Origin of the sequence: Kribbella sp. NBC_00382 (assembly GCF_036067295.1) — a bacterium.
Classification (GTDB): domain Bacteria; phylum Actinomycetota; class Actinomycetes; order Propionibacteriales; family Kribbellaceae; genus Kribbella.
This window is the reverse complement of record NZ_CP107954.1, coordinates 6,473,040-6,489,510: the sequence shown is the minus strand read 5'-3', so window position 1 is coordinate 6,489,510 and position 16,471 is coordinate 6,473,040. Positions and strand designations below refer to the sequence as shown.

Below are 16,471 nucleotides of genomic sequence, written 5' to 3'. Positions count from 1 at the left end.
CCGGATCAGGTGACGGAGGACGATCATGGTCGGCAAGGCGATCGCGGCGGTCTGCGCGTGGGTTCTGCTACTGGCCGGGGCAGCCGCACTGCCGGCTCAGGCCGATAGCGGCTCGACAGCACTGGCGCCTTCGGATCTGCGGGTGGCAGGGCAAGCGGCTGATGCGCTGGTCGACACCGAGCACCCGACACTCGCCTGGGTCGTCAAGGACTCCGGCCGGGGCCAGGTTCAGTCCGGCTACCAGGTCAGGCTGTCCGACGTACCGAGTGACCGCAGTAGCACTCGTCCCCTCGTCTGGGACTCAGGGCGGGTCGCCGCGGCGGAGTCGACCGGTGTCCTCTACGCGGGCCCCGCGCTCAAGACCGACCACACCTACGAATGGGTCGTCCGCACCTGGAACCGGGACGGACAGGCTTCGCCCTGGTCGCCTGTCAGTAGCTTCGACGTCGGTCCGATGACCGCGCTGGACTGGACGGCTTCGTGGTTGAAGGCGCCCTCCGGCTCACTGCTTCGCCGGCCGTTCGACCTGCCCAAGCCGATCGCCCGCGCCCGCCTGTACGTCGGCGCGCAGGGGCTCGCCGAGCCACATCTCAACGGTTCACTGGTCGAGCCGAAGCAACTGCTCGACTCATCAGTGACCGACTACGCCAAGCGGGTCGTGTACCGCGCTTTCGACGTGACCAATCACCTTCACCAGGGCCGCAACGCGCTAGCCGTCATGCTCGGCACCGGTCAGTACAGCGGCCAGCCAACCTTCGTCGCGCAGCTCTCGGTGACCTTCACCGACGGTACCCGGACGACCATCGCCAGCGATGCCGCGTGGCGTAGCACCGCCGGCCCGGTCACCCGGGACGACTTCTACTACGGCGAGAGCTGGGACGCCCGCAAGCAACCGGCCGGCTGGGACACCGCCTCGTACGACGACAGCTCGTGGCCTCTCGTACCGGTGTACTCGCCGGTGGCCGGCCCGGCCAGCATCGCGCTGCGCCATCCCGTCACGGCGTCGGACGAGACCGCATGCTGCGGGTGGTCGCGGGCGAATCTCGTGGACGGCGTCACCACCTCGGTCACCGCCAGCCAGGGTTTCCACTCCGCCATCGTGGACAGCCCGGAGACGACGAAGTGGGTGCAGGTCGACCTCGGCAGCAATACGCCGATCGCCCGCGTCACCCTGTACCCGGCGAGGCCGACCAACGACCCGGCCGGCGACTTCCCCGGCGCGGGCTTCCCGGTCCGGTACCGGGTTCAGGTCAGCGACGACCCCACCTTCGCGACGGCCACGACAGTTGCCGACCGCACCGATAGCGACCAGCCGAACCCAGGGACGGATCCGGTATCGATCAGCACCCCAGGCACCGGGCGCTATCTGCGGGTCACCGCGACCAAGCTGGCGTGCCGCGAAACGAGTTGCACCTTCCGGCTGGCCGAGCTCGGCGTCTTCGCACCGCATCCCGAGCTGTCGTGGGTGCTGACCGCGCTCGAGGCGGACACCACGCCACCGACCCGGATCATCAGCAGCGTCGGTCCGAAGAAGGTCACCAGCCCGGCCGCCGGAGTTCAGGTGTACGACTTCGGGCAGAACTACTCGGGTCAGGTGAGCCTGCGGGCCACCGCGCCGGGCGGGACCAAAGTGACCATCACCAAGGGCGAACTGCTCGACGCAGCCGGACGGGTAACTACGGCCAACATCGGCTTCTCCCCCACCGACACCGGTCGCCAGGCCGACGACTACACCTTCGACGACTCCGGCACCCAGATCTGGATGCCGCGCTTCAACTACGCCGGGTTCCGGTACGCCGAGGTCTCCGGACTGCCCGCCGGAACGAAGTCCGATGTTCTAGCCCAGGTGATCCATAACGACGTCGCCACGACCGGATCGTTCAGCACCTCCAACCCGTTGCTCAACCAGATCCAGGACGCTCTGGTCCGGACCCAGCTCAACAACCTCCAGGGCATGCCGCTCGACTGCCCGACGCGCGAGAAGCACGGCTGGCTCGGCGATGCCGGCGACACGGACGCCGAGGCGATGGCGAACCTCGATCTGCAGTCGCTGTACGCCAAGTGGTTCGGCGACATCAGGACGAGCATCAACCCGGATGGCAGCGTGCCATCGGTCGCTCCCGATCAGGGCGAGGGGCCGGACCGGTGGTTCACCGACCCGGCGTGGGGCACGGCGTACCCGCAGGTCGTCTGGGACAGCTACACGCAGTACGGCGACGCCAGTGTGCTCCGCGCCAACTATGACCAACTGAAGGGCTGGGTCGACTATCTGGGCACGATCAGCAATGACCGCCACATCGTCACCAACGCACCCGGTTCGTGGGGCGACGACTGGCTGTCGACCGTCAGCACGCCGCACGTGTACTTCCAGACGCTGTTCGCCATGATCGACACTGGGATCCTCGCCGACATCGCTGACGTTCTGGGCAACTCCGCGGACGTGACGAAGTACCGGCAGCTGGCCGACGCGATCCGGACCGGTTTCACCACCGAGTACTTCGACCCGGCGACCAACAAGTACGCCCCGGACACCCAACTGGCGTACGCGATGCCGCTGGCGCTCGGGATCGTCCCGGCCGGGCACGAGCAGGCGGTCTTGGACCGGCTGGCCGCGGATCTCGGTGCCCACGGCAACCATGTCACGACCGGCTTCGTCGGCACGAAGTACGTCTACCAGGCGCTCGGCAGGTACGACCGCAACGATCTCGCCCTGGCCGTCTCCGAACGCACCGACTTCCCGAGTTTCGGCTACATGGTGAAGAACGGCCCCGGCACGATCTGGGAGAGCTGGGTGAACTCGTCGGCCCCGAACGGCACGTCGTCGAAGGACCACATCGGGCTGGCCGGCTCGATCGGCCAGTGGTACTACGAACAGCTCGCCGGCATCCAGCCCGGGTCGGCCGGCTGGCGCACCTTCTCCCTCGCCCCGAGCGTCGTGGGCGACCTCACCCACGTGACGTCGAGCCAGCAAACCGTACGCGGACGGGTCGAGAGCTCCTGGCGACGCTCGGGCAGCACCCTCACGTACCACGCCGTCGTCCCAGTAGGGAGCACGGCGACAATCGAGCTGCCACTGCTCGGCGGGCCGGCCTCGACTGTCCGCGAAGGCAGCCAGACCCTCTGGACCGCAGGGCACCCGGCCGATCCGGTGGCCGGACTCGCCGTCGGCTCCGCCACCGGCAAGGCGCTCCACCTCACCGCGGGTTCGGGCGACTACACCTTCACCGTGACGGCACCGAGTACCCCGGTCTCCGCGCTCGCCATCATCTCCACGGGGAACCCGGCACCCCTCGTCGCCGGACACGGCGGCGACCTCAGCCTGCTCGTCGAAGGAAGCTCAACCGGCGGCGGTACGGCGCGAATCTCCACCGACGCACCGGCGGACTGGTCCGCGCAGGCACCGGCGATTCCCCTGACACCCGCCCGAACGGCCACTCTCACGAAGCTGCATCTCACCGTACCGACCGGTGTTCCCGGCGGGCAGTATCCGGTGGCTGTGACGGTAACGGCCCCCGACGGCACCCAGGCGACGGTCACCGTCGACGTACTGGTGTTCGGAAGCTGGCCGTCCGGCACGACCGCGACGGCGTCGAGCGAGCACGCCCCCAACGAGGTCAACGGCATGACGCGGACCTACTTCGCGGCCAACGCGCTCGACGGCGACCCCGCGACCTTCTGGAACGACGACACCGCGGACGCCTACCCGGACAGCCTCACGATCAGCTCACCGACCACGGTGGAGCTGCGCGGTGTGGGGCTGGCGTCCAACCCCGACGGCGTACCGACGGACTTCGCCGTCCAGACCTGGGACGGTACGCAATGGTTGACCCGGGCAACTATCACCGGTAACACGGCAGTCTCCCGCTGGATCCCGTTCACCGCGCCGGTCAGCACCACCAAGGTCCGCGTCGCGGTGACCGGCGCGCAGGCTTCGTTCAGCCGGATCGCAGAGGTCACGCCCTGAGTTGGCACAGGGCCGGCGCTTCGTGGCGCCGGCCCTGAACAGGTCAGTCAGGCGGCAGGACCGAGACGGGCAGTCCGGCCAGGCCGTGCAAGAGAGCGCTACTCGTCCACCGGACGTCATCAGCCGGTACTGCGAGCCGCAGGTGCGGGTACCGGGCGAGCAGCCGTTCCAGGGCGATCTCGATCTGCATCTTGGCCATCGGAATGCCGATGCAGTAGTGCACGCCGTGCCCGAAGGAGAAGGTGCCCTGCGGGCAGCGGGTGACGTCGAGCCGGTCCGGGTCCTCGAACTTGGTCTCGTCGCGGTTAGCCGATCCCCAGGACAGGGCGAGGATCTGGTCCTTCGGGATGACCACGCCGCCGACCTCGATCTCGGCCTTGGTGAACCGGAAGGTCCCGACCGAGGCGGCCGGGTCGTAGCGCATCAGCTCGTCGACCGCGGCCGGGATCAGGGACGGATCGGCCCGCAGCTTGTCCAGCTCCTCGGGGTGGGTGAGCAGGTTGAAGACGCCGTTGCCGATCGAGTGGACGGTGGTGACGTGGCCCGCGGTCACCACGATGAAGATCATCCCGACGATCTCGCCCTGGGTCAGCTGGTCGCCGTCCAGGTCCATCTGCAGCATCTCGCTGATCATGTCGTCACCGGGGTCGGCCCGGCGGGCGTCGATCAGCGAGTTCGCGTACTCGGTCATGTTCTTGGACGCCGACGCGACCTCTTCGGGGTCCTGGCCGGCGCCGGTCAGGGTGCCGGACCACTTGCGGAAGTTCTCCCGGTCCTCCTCCGGCATCGCGAACAGGTCGCAGATCGTACCGAGCGGCAGCGGCCAGGCGAACTCGGCGAGCAGGTCGACGACCGGCTTCTCCGCGAGCTTGTCGAGCAGCTTCTCCACCGCGATCTCGACCCTGGGTCGCAGGGCCTCCTGCCGGGCCGGGGTGACTGCCTTGATCGCGAGCTTGCGCAGCCGGGTGTGGTTCGGCGGGTCGCTGTTCAGTACGTGCGCGGCGAGGTCGTCGTCGAAACCGGGCTCGGCCTCTTCCTCCTCGGTCGTGGTCGAGTGCATCGGCGAGCTCAAGGTGGAGTGCTTGGCGTACATCTCGTTCAGCCGGCGGCCGTCCTTGCCGACGCGCGGGTCCAGCGCCAGCATCTTGCAGTCGGCATAACGCGTGACCAACCAAACTTTGGCACCATGTGGAAAAATAACTTCGTGTACCGGACCTTCACCGCGGAAACGGCGTAAATAATGCGCTTGATTCTGGACGAAATCCTCGCCCAGTGCCTCAATCGCTTGTTCTACAACGGCATCTGACATCTTTCGGGTCCCCTCCGTCAGTGGCGCGCGGGCCGATGAATTTCCCCCGCTCGGCGTCGCCTTCTTCATCACAGAGGCACTCCGGTCGCTAATTCTGATACACGCGCTGGCGCGTCGCCCCCCTTTACTCAAAATGGCGGTGACGGGAATTTGTATCAGCGGCGCCGGCCCGGTGCCTCAGTAGTGCGACAGGCGGCAGCCGCCGCTGGGTGGGGGGACAGAAAGGTGAACCGCCGATGAGCGACGAGGTAGCAGGCGAGGCCACAACGGGGACGCCTGCCCGGCCAGGAGTCTTCGAGACCTGGCGGCAGACTCCACGCGAGGCCAAGGCGCTGCTGGCCGGTGTGTTCGTCAGCAAGCTCGCCGCCTTCCTGCAGATCTTCCTGGTCCTGTTCCTCACCCATCGCGGCTTCTCGGGCAGCCAGGCCGGCTGGGCGCTCGGCGTCTACGGCGCCGGCGCGGTGCTCGGGACGGCGATCGGCGGCTGGCTCAGCGACCGGCTCAGCCCGCGGTCGGCGACGGTGATCTCGATGATGGGGTCGGCGGTGCTGATCGCGTCGCTGATCTACATCAAGTACTACCCGCTGATCCTGCTGGCCGTCCTGCTGGTCAGCGCGGTCGGCCAGTTCTACCGGCCGGCGGCGCAGTCGATGATCACCCAGCTCACCCCGCCGGACAAGCTGGTGATGGTGACCGCGATGTACATGCTGTGCGTGAACCTGGGCACCACGGTCGCGCCGCTGATCGGCGTCGCGCTGGCGGAGATCTCGTACAACCTGCTCTTCTGGGCCGAGGCACTCGCCGTCCTGGCCTTCGGCGTCATCGCCCTTGTCGCGCTACCCAAACCGGATCGCAGCGCTGCCGCCGCGGCGGCCAAGGCGAAGGCCGAGGAAGCCGATCCGCCGATCCGCGGTCGCTACATCGACGTCCTCCGCGACTACCGGTACTCGCTGTTCATGGTCGCGTTCTTCCTCCAGGCAGTCGTCTACGTCCAGTACACGGCGGCCCTGCCGCTCGCGATCAAGGCCGCCGGGCAGAGCATCTGGTGGTACGGCGCGTTGATCACGATGAATGCGGTCATCTGCGCGACCTGCCAGATGATCGCGACCAAGTTCGTCCAAGGCTGGCCGATCCGGGTGGTGCAGCTGACCGGCTTCACCCTGGTGGCGCTGGGCTATGCGATGTACGCGATCGACATGCTGCCGGTGTTCCTGATCCTGGGCACGTTGTTCTGGACCCTCTCGGAGATCGTCGGGGTGCCGACGATGTTCGCCTATCCGGGCATGATCGCGCCGCCACACCTGCGCGGCCGGTACATCGGCGCGATGCAGACCATGTTCGGCCTCGGCGCGACCGTCGGCCCGGTGCTCGGCGTGCTGCTGTTCGAGCACATCGGCCAGCGGGTCTGGATCTGGATGACGCTGATCGAGGTGGTCGCCACGGTGATCGGCGCGATCGGCATCCGCCGCGCGACCGCGCCGGGCGCCGACGACACCCCGACCCCCGAGTCTGTGGTCGAGTCGCCGAGCGGCCTCGCGGTCGACCCCGCCGACTGAGCTACTTGTCCTGCGGCTTGTCCGGGTCGACCACTTCGCCCTGAATGACTTCGCCCTGTACTACGTCGTCGCGGGCCGCGCGTTCGCGATGCGCGCGGTCGGCGTCCTCAGCGGTGGGCGGCCGGAAGGTGCCCGGCATGAAGCCCGTGATCGGGTTGCCGCCCAACTGGGCGGCAACCCGGCGACTCAGGAACGCGGCCAGCACCTTGCGCGCCAGCGGCCGGGTGAACGGCAGTACGAAGAAGAACCCGAAGATGTCGGTGATGAAGCCCGGCGTCAGCAGCAGCGTGCCGCCGACCAGGACGAGCGCCGCGTCGGCGAGCTCCCGGCCAGGCATCCGCGCGGTCTCGGTCGCCTGCTGCAGCGCCTTCCAGGCCCGCCGGCCTTCCCGCTTGATCAGCCAGGCACCGAGCGCGCTCTCGAACAGCAGCAACGCGACCGTGGGCCAGCCACCGATCGCCTGACCGACCTGGATGATGACGTAGATCTCCGCCACTGGAACGACCAGCAATGCGATTGCGACGAACCAGGGCATGCTCCACACCTTCTTCATGATTCCTAGACAGGAACCTTCGCACGATCGGGGGTCGCTGCGGGCGGGTTGCCCGGGTCCTCGGTGCGTGGCTTGCGCCGGGCCAGCAACGCCAGTACTGCTCCCAGGATGCCCAGGCCGGTCAAGATCCACTGCGGCCAGCCGCCGAGCGTGGTGGCCAGCGTCTTCTGGTCGCGGACCGGAACCTTCGCCACGTACACGTCCGGGACGAACTGGCCCGACTTGTGCTCGACCTTGCCGTCGGGGTTGATCACGCCGGAGATCCCGCTGGTCGAGGCGATCAGCACGGTCCGGCCGGTCTCGATCGCGCGCATCCGGGTGATCGCGAACTGCTGCTCCGGCTGCCCGGTGTCGCCGTAGGTCGCGTTGTTGGTCTGCACGATCAGGATCTGCGCGCCGCCCTTGGCCACGTCCGACACCACGTTGTCGTAGGCGAGCTCGAAGCAGATCAGGTCGCCGTACATGACGCCCCTGATCGGCATCAGGCCGGGACCGACGCCCGGAATGGTCTGCCGGCCGATCATCTCCAGCCGCTTGATGTAGGGCAGCAACTGGTCGCGGAACGGGATGTACTCACCGAACGGCACCGGGTGGCGCTTCGCGTACCGCTGGCCGGGGCCGGTCGCCGGATCCCAGACGATGCCGGTGGTCTGGCGCTCGTTCGGGCCCGGTCCCTCAGTCACCGCGCCGACCAGGATCGGCACCTTGACCGCTTGAACGGCCGCCTCGATGTCTTCCTTGGTCTCGGCGTCCTTGTACGGGTCGATGTCGGTCGAGTTCTCCGGCCAGATCACCAGGTCGGGCTTGACCTGCGAGCCGGCCTCCACCTGCTTCTCCAGGTCGAGGGTCGCGTTCATGTGGTTCTTGGTGACGGTCCGGGCCCGGCCGAGGAACTCGAGTCCCTTGCCCGGCACGTTGCCCTGGATCATCGCCGCGGTGACGGTCTTGCCGTTGCCGTCGGTCGAGAGCGTGACGACGGAGCTGAGGCCGACGATCGCGATCCCGGCGACCAGGCTGACCGCGCGCAGGCTCAGGGCGCTGCGGCGACGGAGCACGGCGTACACGAGAACGCCCAGCAGGGCGATGACGAAGCTGAGGCCGGCGATGCCGACCAGGGATGCGAGCTTGCCCAGCGGGGAGTCTGCGAAGGCCCATGCCAGCCGGCCCCAGGGGAACCCGCCGAACGGAACGGAGCCGGTCGCGTACTCGGTCGCGACCCACAGGCAGGGGACCCAGAGCATCCAGAGCTTGTGCTTCAGCGTCTGGCTCGCCAAGGCCCCGAAGACTCCGTAGAAGAGTCCTTCGAGGACGGCCAGCGCGATCGCGGCGTCGCCGCCGATCACGGTCAGCCACGGCACCAGTACGGCGTAGTACGTGATGCCGAAGCCGGCGCCGACCAGGAAGCCGCCCTTCTTCGAGATGCCGTTCAGCATCGCGAGCAGCAGCGGCACGGCGACGATGGTCAGCCACGGATGGTCGTGCGGCTGATAGGCCAGTCCGAGCAGCGCGCCCGCGCCGACCGCGACGGCCACCCTCGGCAAGATGCGCACCAACGCCTTCAGCCGCTCCACAAACCACGCCCCTTCGCCTCACTACCCGGCCGCTACCGGTCGGACGACGGTACAACGTCCGGTGGGCGCGGATATATCCGGTCAGTAGCCGGGAGGGAAAAGGAAAGAGGCTCGGCGCTCCTTCGGACCAACCGTCGACCCGCTGGATGCGAGCCACCCGCTTGTTGTCTACTGGGCGCCGAGCCTCTTTTACCTCTGCCCCGCGGGGGGCTAACCACCGGCGATCTCAGCCCCCGTCGACTCAAGCCTGGCACTGGCCTGGTCAGCGTCGCGGGATCATCCGGTGGCCGAACTTCGTTGAACCGTTGGAATAACGGGTGGTGACGACTCCCAAAACGATGCTCGTTCGCCGCCGCCCTGTCAACCTTTCCGGCGCTGACTTGAAGTCGTTGTAACACATTTGGCTGCCCTGACAGGACAAACGAGCAGCCGCCACCGATGTCACGTTACAGAGCCGTCTCGGCACTCCACGTAATCGTTACCCAGGGCAACTAATCGTCACGCGACCGGTACGACGACGGTCCCGGTTGCGCGTGTGATCACAAGCGGTTCGGCCAGTACTTCGGCCGCCGACTCCGACAGGTCCGTCCGGCCGCGGCAGACGACGGTGGCGACGAAGTCCAGCTGCCGGCTGCGATTGCCGACCCGGGAGATCGTTGCCTTCACCTCCACAATGTCGCCGGCCCGCAACGGCTGCAGGAACTGCACGTCCGAGTACGAAGCGAAAAGTCCTTCATCTCCGTCGGCCTGGATGCAGACCTCGGTCGCGACATCGCCGAACAGGCCGAGCACGTACGCGCCGTCGACCAGGTTGCCCGCGTAGTGCGCGTGGCTGTACGGGACATACCGACGATGTGTCGCGGTCATACCGATAGTTGCCTTGGTCATGCACTTCTCCGAACTGCTACGGGCTTGCGACGGGTGACGAGAGCATCGACGAGATAGCTGGCCACTTCTCCAGGAGTGGTACCGCGTCCGAACACCCGGTCGACTCCCAGCTCGGGTGCCATCGCCTCGGTGAAACGGGGGCCACCGGCAACCAATACGGGCCGGGCGTCCTCGGCGTACGCCTCGCGAAAGGCGGCCGACATCTCCTTGGTGTTGAGCACGTGCGCCTCCCGTTGGGTGACGACCTGCGAGACCAGGATCGCGTCCGCCTTCTCCGCCTTGGCGCGGCGTACCAGCTCCGGTACGGCGACCTGGGCCCCGAGGTTGACCACCTTCAGCTCCCGGTAGTACTCCAGCCCCTTCTCCCCCGCGAATCCCTTGATGTTCATGATCGCGTCGATCCCGACGGTGTGCGCGTCGGTACCGATACACGCGCCCACCACGGTCAGCCGGCGCCGCAGCCCCTTGCGGATGGCGAGGTTCGCGTCCTTCGGCGAGAGCAGCGGGTAGTCGCGCTCGATCACCTCGACCTTGTCGGTGTCGACCAGGTGGTTCACCGGGCCGTACACGACGAAGAAGGTGAAGTCCGGGCCCATCGCCTTCGCGTGCACGACGAGCGCCGGGTCCATCCCCATCTTGTTCGCCAGCTGGATCGCCGCGCCCTCGGCGCGCTTGTCGTGCGAGATCGGCAGCGTGAACGACATCTGCACCATCCCGTCCCCGGTGGTGTCTCCGTACGGCCGGATGATGCTCACTGTGCCTCCTCGAGCAGTTCGATGGCGGGGTTGTAGTACTCGCTCGAACGGCGGGCAACGCCGTCCAGACCACGGCCGGCGTCCTGCGGGCGCTTCATCAGGCCGAAGGTGCCGTCACCGATCGCGTTCAGCAGGCCGTCGTCGACGATCCGCTCCAGCAGATCGACCGACTCCCCCAGTACCTGGCGGGCCCGCTGCGCGATGAAACCGTCCGGCGCGGGATGGAAATCCTCGTGAAGGTTGCCTGCGGCACCCAATACGTAGCGGACGTTCTGCAGGGCCAGGTCGCGGTCCGAGATCCACGGCGTGACGACTGCCTCGGTCATCATGCCGACGAGCAGGATGCCTTGGCCGGTCATCGCGCCGACCAGGTTGAAGAAGCCGTCGAGCAGGTAGCCGCGGAAGACGTCGCCGGTCATGTGCCGGGTCGGCGGCATCCACTTCAACGGCGCGTCCGGGAAGAGTTGCCGGGCGAGCATCGCGTGCGCGAGCTCGAGCCGGAACGAGTCCGGGATCTCGGGAGTGATCTCGAAGGCGTGCCCCAGCCCGAGCTGCCAGTCCTCGAGACCTGCCTCCTTGGCGAAGTACTCGTTCAGCAGCTGCGACACCGTCACCGTGTGCGCGGCGTCGACCGCGTCGGCGGTGGTCAGGTAGTTGTCCTCGCCGGTGTTGATGATGATCCCGGCGCGGGCGTGGATCTGCCGGCTGAACCGCTGGTCGACGAAGGTGCGGATCGGGTTGATGTCGCGGAACAGGATCCCGTACATCGAGTCGTTCAGCATCATGTCCAGCCGCTGCAGCCCGGCCAGCGTCGCGATCTCCGGCATGCACAGCCCGGACGCGTAGTTCGTCAGCCGGATGTACCGGCCGAGCTCGCGCGACGACTCGTCCAGCGCGGCCCGCATCAGCCGGAAGTTCTCCTGCGTGGCGTACGTACCGGCGAAGCCCTCGCGGGTCGCACCCTCCGGCACGTAGTCCAGCAGCGACTGCCCGGTCGACCGGATCACCGCGATGATGTCCGCACCCGCTCGGGCGGCTGCCTGCGCCTGTGGGATGTCCTCGTAGATGTCGCCGGTGGCAACGATCAAGTAGATCCACGGCCGCTGCTCGGGATCGCCATGCTTCTTGATCAGCCGGTCGCGCTCACGACGTCGCCCGTCGACCTGCTTCAGCCCGGCCGCGGCCGCCTTCCGTGCGGCGGCCTTGGCCCGCACGGCGTCGCGTCCATCCGGCAGCCGGAAGGTGATCGACCCGGAGGCAGCCTTCTGCGCAAGGACATTGAGATCCTCGGCTTCGCCCCTGAGCAGCGCGTCCCAGACCGGCAACGCGAGCCCGTGCTCCAGGCCGACATCGGCTCGTACGGTGTCGGCGAGCCGGTTCACCCAGGGGATGCCTTCGGTGTCGGCTCCGGCCAGGCCCGCCAGCCGCAGTACGGCGCGTTCGACCGAGACGGTCGTGTGCTGCTTGGCGATGTTGACGATCGGCCGGCCGGCCTTGCGGGCGAGACTGCGTGCCTTCCGCACGGTGACCGGGTCGAGATCGAGCTTCTTCACTGCACGGGTCACGCTTTCCATCCTTCGGATTCAAACACCACGCGACCACCTACAACGGTGCGCCGGCAGTTCGGTACGGGTGCGTCATCACTCAAGTCCGGCAGAACCGGTACTCCGGCGCGCGGGTCGGTCGACCACGCGGCAACCCGGTCGTCCGGGGTCTGCACGACGAGGTCGGCGTCGCTCTCCCAGACTGCATACGTCGCGGGCGTCCCGGGTGCGAGCACGCCGGCGTCGTCGATGCCTGCCGCTCGCCAGCCGCCTCGCGTGTGGGCTGCGAAGGCGGCTCGGACGGTGATCCGCTGGCCGGGCTCGTGGTGGAACGCGGCTGCCCTCACCGCTTCCCAGGGCGCGACCTCGGTCACCGGCGAGTCCGAACCGAACGCCAGTACTACGCCCGAGCGGGCCAGCGAGCCGAACGGGTTCATGCCCATCCAGCGGTCGCCTACGCGTTCGGCGTACATGTCGCTCGGTCCGCCCCACAACCGGTCGAACATCGGCTGGACGCTGGCGACGACGCCGCAGCGCGCGAGCGTGGCGATCGCGGCCTCGTCGACCATCTCGACGTGCTCGAGCCGGTGCCGTGCGGCAACGAGGGCCTGCACACCGACCTTCTCGGCAGCCAGTTCGAATCCACGCGCGATGTTGTCGAGAGCGAGGTCGCCGATGCAGTGGAAGCCTGCTTGGGTGTTCCTCTCGGTGCAGGCGATCACGTGCTCGGCGATCTGCTCGGCCGTCAGGTAGGCGTGGCCGCGGTGATCCGCCAGGTCCTCGTACGGCGCTCGCAGCGCGGCCGTACGCGAGCCGAGTGCGCCGTCGGCGTTGAGGTCGCCGGCCAGTCCGGCGAGGCCGTAGGTGGAGACGTTGTCGAAGACGCCGGGCTCACCCCAGTACAAGGTTGCCGAGAGCCCCAATTCGTCGGCGGCCTGGCGGACGAGCGGCAGCTCCCAGAGCGGACCGATGTGTGGGGCGGCCATCTCGTGGAAGGCGCCGACGCCGCGCTCGGCCATCGCCTTCACTGCCGCGCGAGAGTCGGCGAGGCGTTGCTCTGGACCGACCAGTTCGCTGAGGGCATCGCGGACGTCGTGGTGGGCGTCGCGTTCGACCCGGCCGGTCGCGTCGTACCCGGCCTGGCTCTGCAGGTTCGGTACGGCCGCGGCCAAGGAGGAGGAGATGACGCCGGAGTGGCCGTCGACGCGCGAGAGGTAAACGCGACGGCCGCCTGCCGCCCGGTCCAGTTCCTCCGAGGTCGGCGGGCGGTGCTCGGGCCACTTCGTCTCGTCCCAGCCGGAACCGTCGATCACGGCATCCGGGCCGAGGCCGGCGGCGAAGGTGGCGAGGCGGTCGAGTGCTTCGGTGAGGTTCGTAGTACCGGCGAGGTCGAGGCCGGTCAGCAGCGCGCCGGTCTGGGCGGTATGGACGTGCGCGTCGACGAACGCGGGCGCGACGAGTTTGCCCTGCAGGTCGATGACCTCGTCCGCCCCGTTCGCGTAGGAGGCCGCGCTGACGTCATCACCCAACCAGGTGACAACACCGTCGTCGAAGGCGATCGCGGTCGCGTGGGGATCGGCGGGTGAGTAGACGGAACCGTTCGTGAGAAGTGTGCGCACGGACTAATCCTCCGCCAGCCTGCTCTCGAACAGACCACGGACTCCCGGCTCGTTCCGCAACAACTTCAACGCGTACTCCGCATGGCCCGGCACGTAGCCGTTGCCGACAAGCATCGACACGTCCGCCGCGAGCCCTTCAGCGCCGAGCGCGGCCGCGGAGAACGAGGTCGCCATCGAGAAGAAGATGACAGTGCCACCGGCCTTGGTGGACAAGACAGCGCCATGCTCACAACCCGGTACGTCGACGCAGACGACGGTGATATCGGCTCCCCCGGCGCCGGCTCCCCCGACCTCCTCCAGGGCGGCGGCGACCGCACTCGACAGCGCCACCGGATCACGGGCGTCAGCCAGCGCCACGGCGTCCGCCAGGCCCGCCTTGTCCAGCTTGTCGGCCTCGGCCTGGAACGGCACGATCCCGATCGTCCGGGCCGCACCGGCATCGCGCGCCGCGGCCAGCGAGAGCGACCCGGATTTCCCTGCGCCGCCAATTACTGACACGACAGGCTTTATGCCTTTGTCGACATAGGAGCGCACCACGCGAGCGGTCAGCGCGGGCGCCCCGCAGACGTCCATCACGGCCAGCGAGAGCTCAGGCACGAGGTCGTCCGGCAGCTTCGCCACGATCGATCGGGCGAACAGAATCGCGTGCCCCTTGGCCGGCACCTGCTCGCTCCGACCATCCCAGTCGGCCAGACCATCGGTGATCTGCAACGGCGTCAGCGTCAGCGACACCAGGGTTGCGACCCGGTCACCCTTAGCTACACCTAGCGGCGATTCCGGGCCGACCTCGTCGACAGTACCGACGAGCATCCCGCCCGAGCCGGTGACCGGGTTCTGCATCTTGCCGCGCGCGGCGACGATCCGGAGTACGGACTGTTTGACCGCCTCGCCGTCACCGTCGTGCGCCTCGGCCAGCTGCCGGTACGACGCGGCGTCGAGATTCAGCCGCTCGACCGAGATCCGCACCTCGTCCGGCCACAGCTCGGGACGGGCGTCCAGCTGCTGGGCGGCCTGCGGTAACACGCCGGCGGGTGCGATCACACGATGCAGTCCGACCGGCGAACCTGTGCTGTCGGGCACGGGAACTCCTTGGGTGACGACGGGCAAAATACTAGTCTGGTGGCAACACAAGGGAAATCTTGCGGTCTTCTATTGCATCTACCGTAGATTCTATCGCTATCCTCACATGAGACCGACACCCTCGTAGAGCCCCCAGGAGGACTCGTGACCGATCTGATCAGCCCGGAGCTTACGGCTGCCGCCTTCAACGAGCAGCCGTACGTGTACCGCCGGGCCGACCTCGTCGAGCCCGACTGGACCCGCATGCCGGGGTTCAAGGACACGACCGCCGAGGAGTGGCGCTCGGTCCAGTGGCAGCGCTCGCACTGCGTGAAGAACGTCAAGCAGTTGCGTGACGTGATGGGCGATCTGCTCGAGGAGCGCGCCTACGAGGACCTGAGCCGCGACCAGGCCGAGCGCGCGACGATGTCGATGCTGCTGCCGCCGCAGATGCTCAACACGATCGTTCCCACCGGCGCGGCTGCCGGGCATGACTACACAGAGGCGTTCTACGCCGATCCGGTTCGCCGCTACATGCTGCCGATGTTCAGCGACCGCCGCGCTGACTGGCCGTCCCACCCGCACGCGACCAGGGACTCACTGCATGAGCACGAGATGTGGGCCACGGAGGGGTTGACCCACCGGTACCCGACCAAGGTTCTGGCGGAGATCCTGCCGACGTGCCCGCAGTACTGCGGCCACTGCACGCGGATGGACCTGGTCGGGAACTCGACCCCGGTGATCGACAAGCTGAAGTTCACCATCAAGCCGCAGCAGCGGCTGGACGACATGCTCGACTACCTGCGCCGCTCCCCCGGCGTCCGCGACGTCGTTGTGTCGGGCGGCGACGTGGCGAACATGCCCTGGCCGCGGCTCGAGTCGTTCCTGACCAGCCTGCTGGAGATCGAGAACATCCGCGACATCCGGCTCGCCACCAAGGCGTTGATGGGGATGCCGCAGCACTGGCTGTCGGACGACGTCCGGGCCGGGGTCGAGCGGGTCGCCCAGCTCGGCCGCAAGCGCGGCGTGATGATCGCTATGCACACTCACGTGAACGCCGCCCAGTCGGTGACGCCGCTGGTGGCCGAGGCAACGAAGGCGATGTTCGAGGCCGGTCTGCGCGACGTGCGCAACCAGGGCGTGCTGATGCGCGGCGTCAACGACTCCGTGCCGCAGCTGCTCGACCTGTGCTTCGCGCTCCTCGACGGTGCGACCATCACGCCGTACTACTTCTACATGTGCGACATGATCCCGTTCTCCGAGCACTGGCGGGTCTCCGTCAAGGACGCCCAGCACCTGCAGCACGGCATCCTCGGCTACCTCCCCGGCTTCGCCACCCCGCGCATCGTCTGCGACGTCCCGTACGTCGGTAAGCGCTGGGTGCACCAGTTGTCGGAGTACGACGAGGTCCGCGGCATCTCGTACTGGAAGAAGAACTACCGCACCGGTATCGAGCAGCAGGACCCGGAGGCGTTGAACCGCACCTACGAGTACTACGACCCGATCGACACCCTCCCCGTCGAGGGCCAGAACTGGTGGAAGCAGCACGCGGGCGACTCCCTCGCCCAAGCCGAGAAGCAGGCCGCAGCCTCCCGCGACGCCGCCGAAGCCCAGAAGCTCATCCAGATCAACTGAGCCTGTCCGCTGGTGTCG

The 16,471-nt window shown here is 67.8% G+C and carries 11 protein-coding genes; 3 read left to right on the top strand and 8 right to left on the bottom strand.

The window, feature by feature from the left end; genetic code table 11:
• The first annotated feature begins 25 nt into the window (after nucleotides 1-25).
• A complete protein-coding gene (locus tag OHA70_RS30845; protein WP_328323487.1) occupies nucleotides 26-3,964 on the top strand; it encodes a family 78 glycoside hydrolase catalytic domain in 3,939 nt (1,312 codons plus the stop codon).
• Nucleotides 3,965-4,007: 43 nt separating this feature from the next.
• Here OHA70_RS30845 and OHA70_RS30840 read toward each other — a convergent pair whose 3' ends face one another.
• Nucleotides 4,008-5,135, bottom strand: coding sequence for a cytochrome P450 family protein (locus OHA70_RS30840; RefSeq protein WP_328323485.1), 1,128 nt, complete (start codon nucleotides 5,133-5,135; stop codon nucleotides 4,008-4,010).
• 374 nt (nucleotides 5,136-5,509) lie between these two features.
• On the opposite strand from OHA70_RS30840, the gene OHA70_RS30835 reads away from it, so the two are divergent.
• Nucleotides 5,510-6,829, top strand: a complete 1,320-nt coding sequence (locus tag OHA70_RS30835) for an MFS transporter (protein ID WP_328323483.1) — start codon at nucleotides 5,510-5,512, stop codon at nucleotides 6,827-6,829.
• 1 nt (nucleotide 6,830) lies between these two features.
• Here OHA70_RS30835 and OHA70_RS30830 read toward each other — a convergent pair whose 3' ends face one another.
• The 7 genes from OHA70_RS30830 to OHA70_RS30800 form a co-directional block, all read right to left on the bottom strand.
• Nucleotides 6,831-7,364, bottom strand: a complete 534-nt coding sequence (locus OHA70_RS30830; RefSeq protein ID WP_328323481.1) for an FxsA family protein — start codon at nucleotides 7,362-7,364, stop codon at nucleotides 6,831-6,833.
• 23 nt (nucleotides 7,365-7,387) lie between these two features.
• Entirely contained in the window at nucleotides 7,388-8,953 is a 1,566-nt protein-coding gene (lnt, locus tag OHA70_RS30825) for an apolipoprotein N-acyltransferase (protein WP_328323479.1), read from the bottom strand.
• 498 nt (nucleotides 8,954-9,451) lie between these two features.
• The gene (locus OHA70_RS30820; RefSeq protein WP_328323477.1) at nucleotides 9,452-9,841 is read right to left on the bottom strand and encodes a hotdog domain-containing protein; all 390 of its coding nucleotides are present in this window, start codon (nucleotides 9,839-9,841) and stop codon (nucleotides 9,452-9,454) included.
• On the bottom strand, nucleotides 9,838-10,596 hold the full coding sequence (locus OHA70_RS30815) for an OAM dimerization domain-containing protein (RefSeq protein ID WP_328323475.1): 759 nt from the start codon (nucleotides 10,594-10,596) through the stop codon (nucleotides 9,838-9,840). Before OHA70_RS30815 ends, OHA70_RS30820 begins: the two co-directional genes overlap by 4 nt.
• Complete coding sequence (locus OHA70_RS30810) at nucleotides 10,593-12,170, bottom strand: lysine 5,6-aminomutase subunit alpha (protein WP_328323473.1); 1,578 nt, start codon at nucleotides 12,168-12,170, stop codon at nucleotides 10,593-10,595. Before OHA70_RS30810 ends, OHA70_RS30815 begins: the two co-directional genes overlap by 4 nt.
• A complete protein-coding gene (locus OHA70_RS30805; RefSeq protein WP_328323471.1) occupies nucleotides 12,158-13,759 on the bottom strand; it encodes an amidohydrolase in 1,602 nt (533 codons plus the stop codon). Before OHA70_RS30805 ends, OHA70_RS30810 begins: the two co-directional genes overlap by 13 nt.
• A 3-nt stretch (nucleotides 13,760-13,762) precedes the next feature.
• On the bottom strand, nucleotides 13,763-14,839 hold the full coding sequence (locus OHA70_RS30800) for an L-erythro-3,5-diaminohexanoate dehydrogenase (RefSeq protein WP_328323469.1): 1,077 nt from the start codon (nucleotides 14,837-14,839) through the stop codon (nucleotides 13,763-13,765).
• A 144-nt stretch (nucleotides 14,840-14,983) separates the two neighbouring features.
• On the opposite strand from OHA70_RS30800, the gene OHA70_RS30795 reads away from it, so the two are divergent.
• Nucleotides 14,984-16,453, top strand: a complete 1,470-nt coding sequence (locus OHA70_RS30795; protein WP_328323467.1) for a KamA family radical SAM protein — start codon at nucleotides 14,984-14,986, stop codon at nucleotides 16,451-16,453.
• Nucleotides 16,454-16,471: the final 18 nt, after the last annotated feature.

What these genes read in the sequence shown, in the direction of transcription:
- OHA70_RS30845 (WP_328323487.1), top strand. Translation starts at nt 26, where the DNA reads ATGGTCGGCAAGGCGATCGCGGCGGTCTGCGCGTGGGTTCTGCTACTG.
- OHA70_RS30835 (WP_328323483.1), top strand. Translation starts at nt 5,510, where the DNA reads ATGAGCGACGAGGTAGCAGGCGAGGCCACAACGGGGACGCCTGCCCGG.
- OHA70_RS30830 (WP_328323481.1), bottom strand. Translation starts at nt 7,364, where the DNA reads ATGCCCTGGTTCGTCGCAATCGCATTGCTGGTCGTTCCAGTGGCGGAG.
- OHA70_RS30820 (WP_328323477.1), bottom strand. Translation starts at nt 9,841, where the DNA reads ATGACCAAGGCAACTATCGGTATGACCGCGACACATCGTCGGTATGTC.
- OHA70_RS30810 (WP_328323473.1), bottom strand. Translation starts at nt 12,170, where the DNA reads ATGGAAAGCGTGACCCGTGCAGTGAAGAAGCTCGATCTCGACCCGGTC.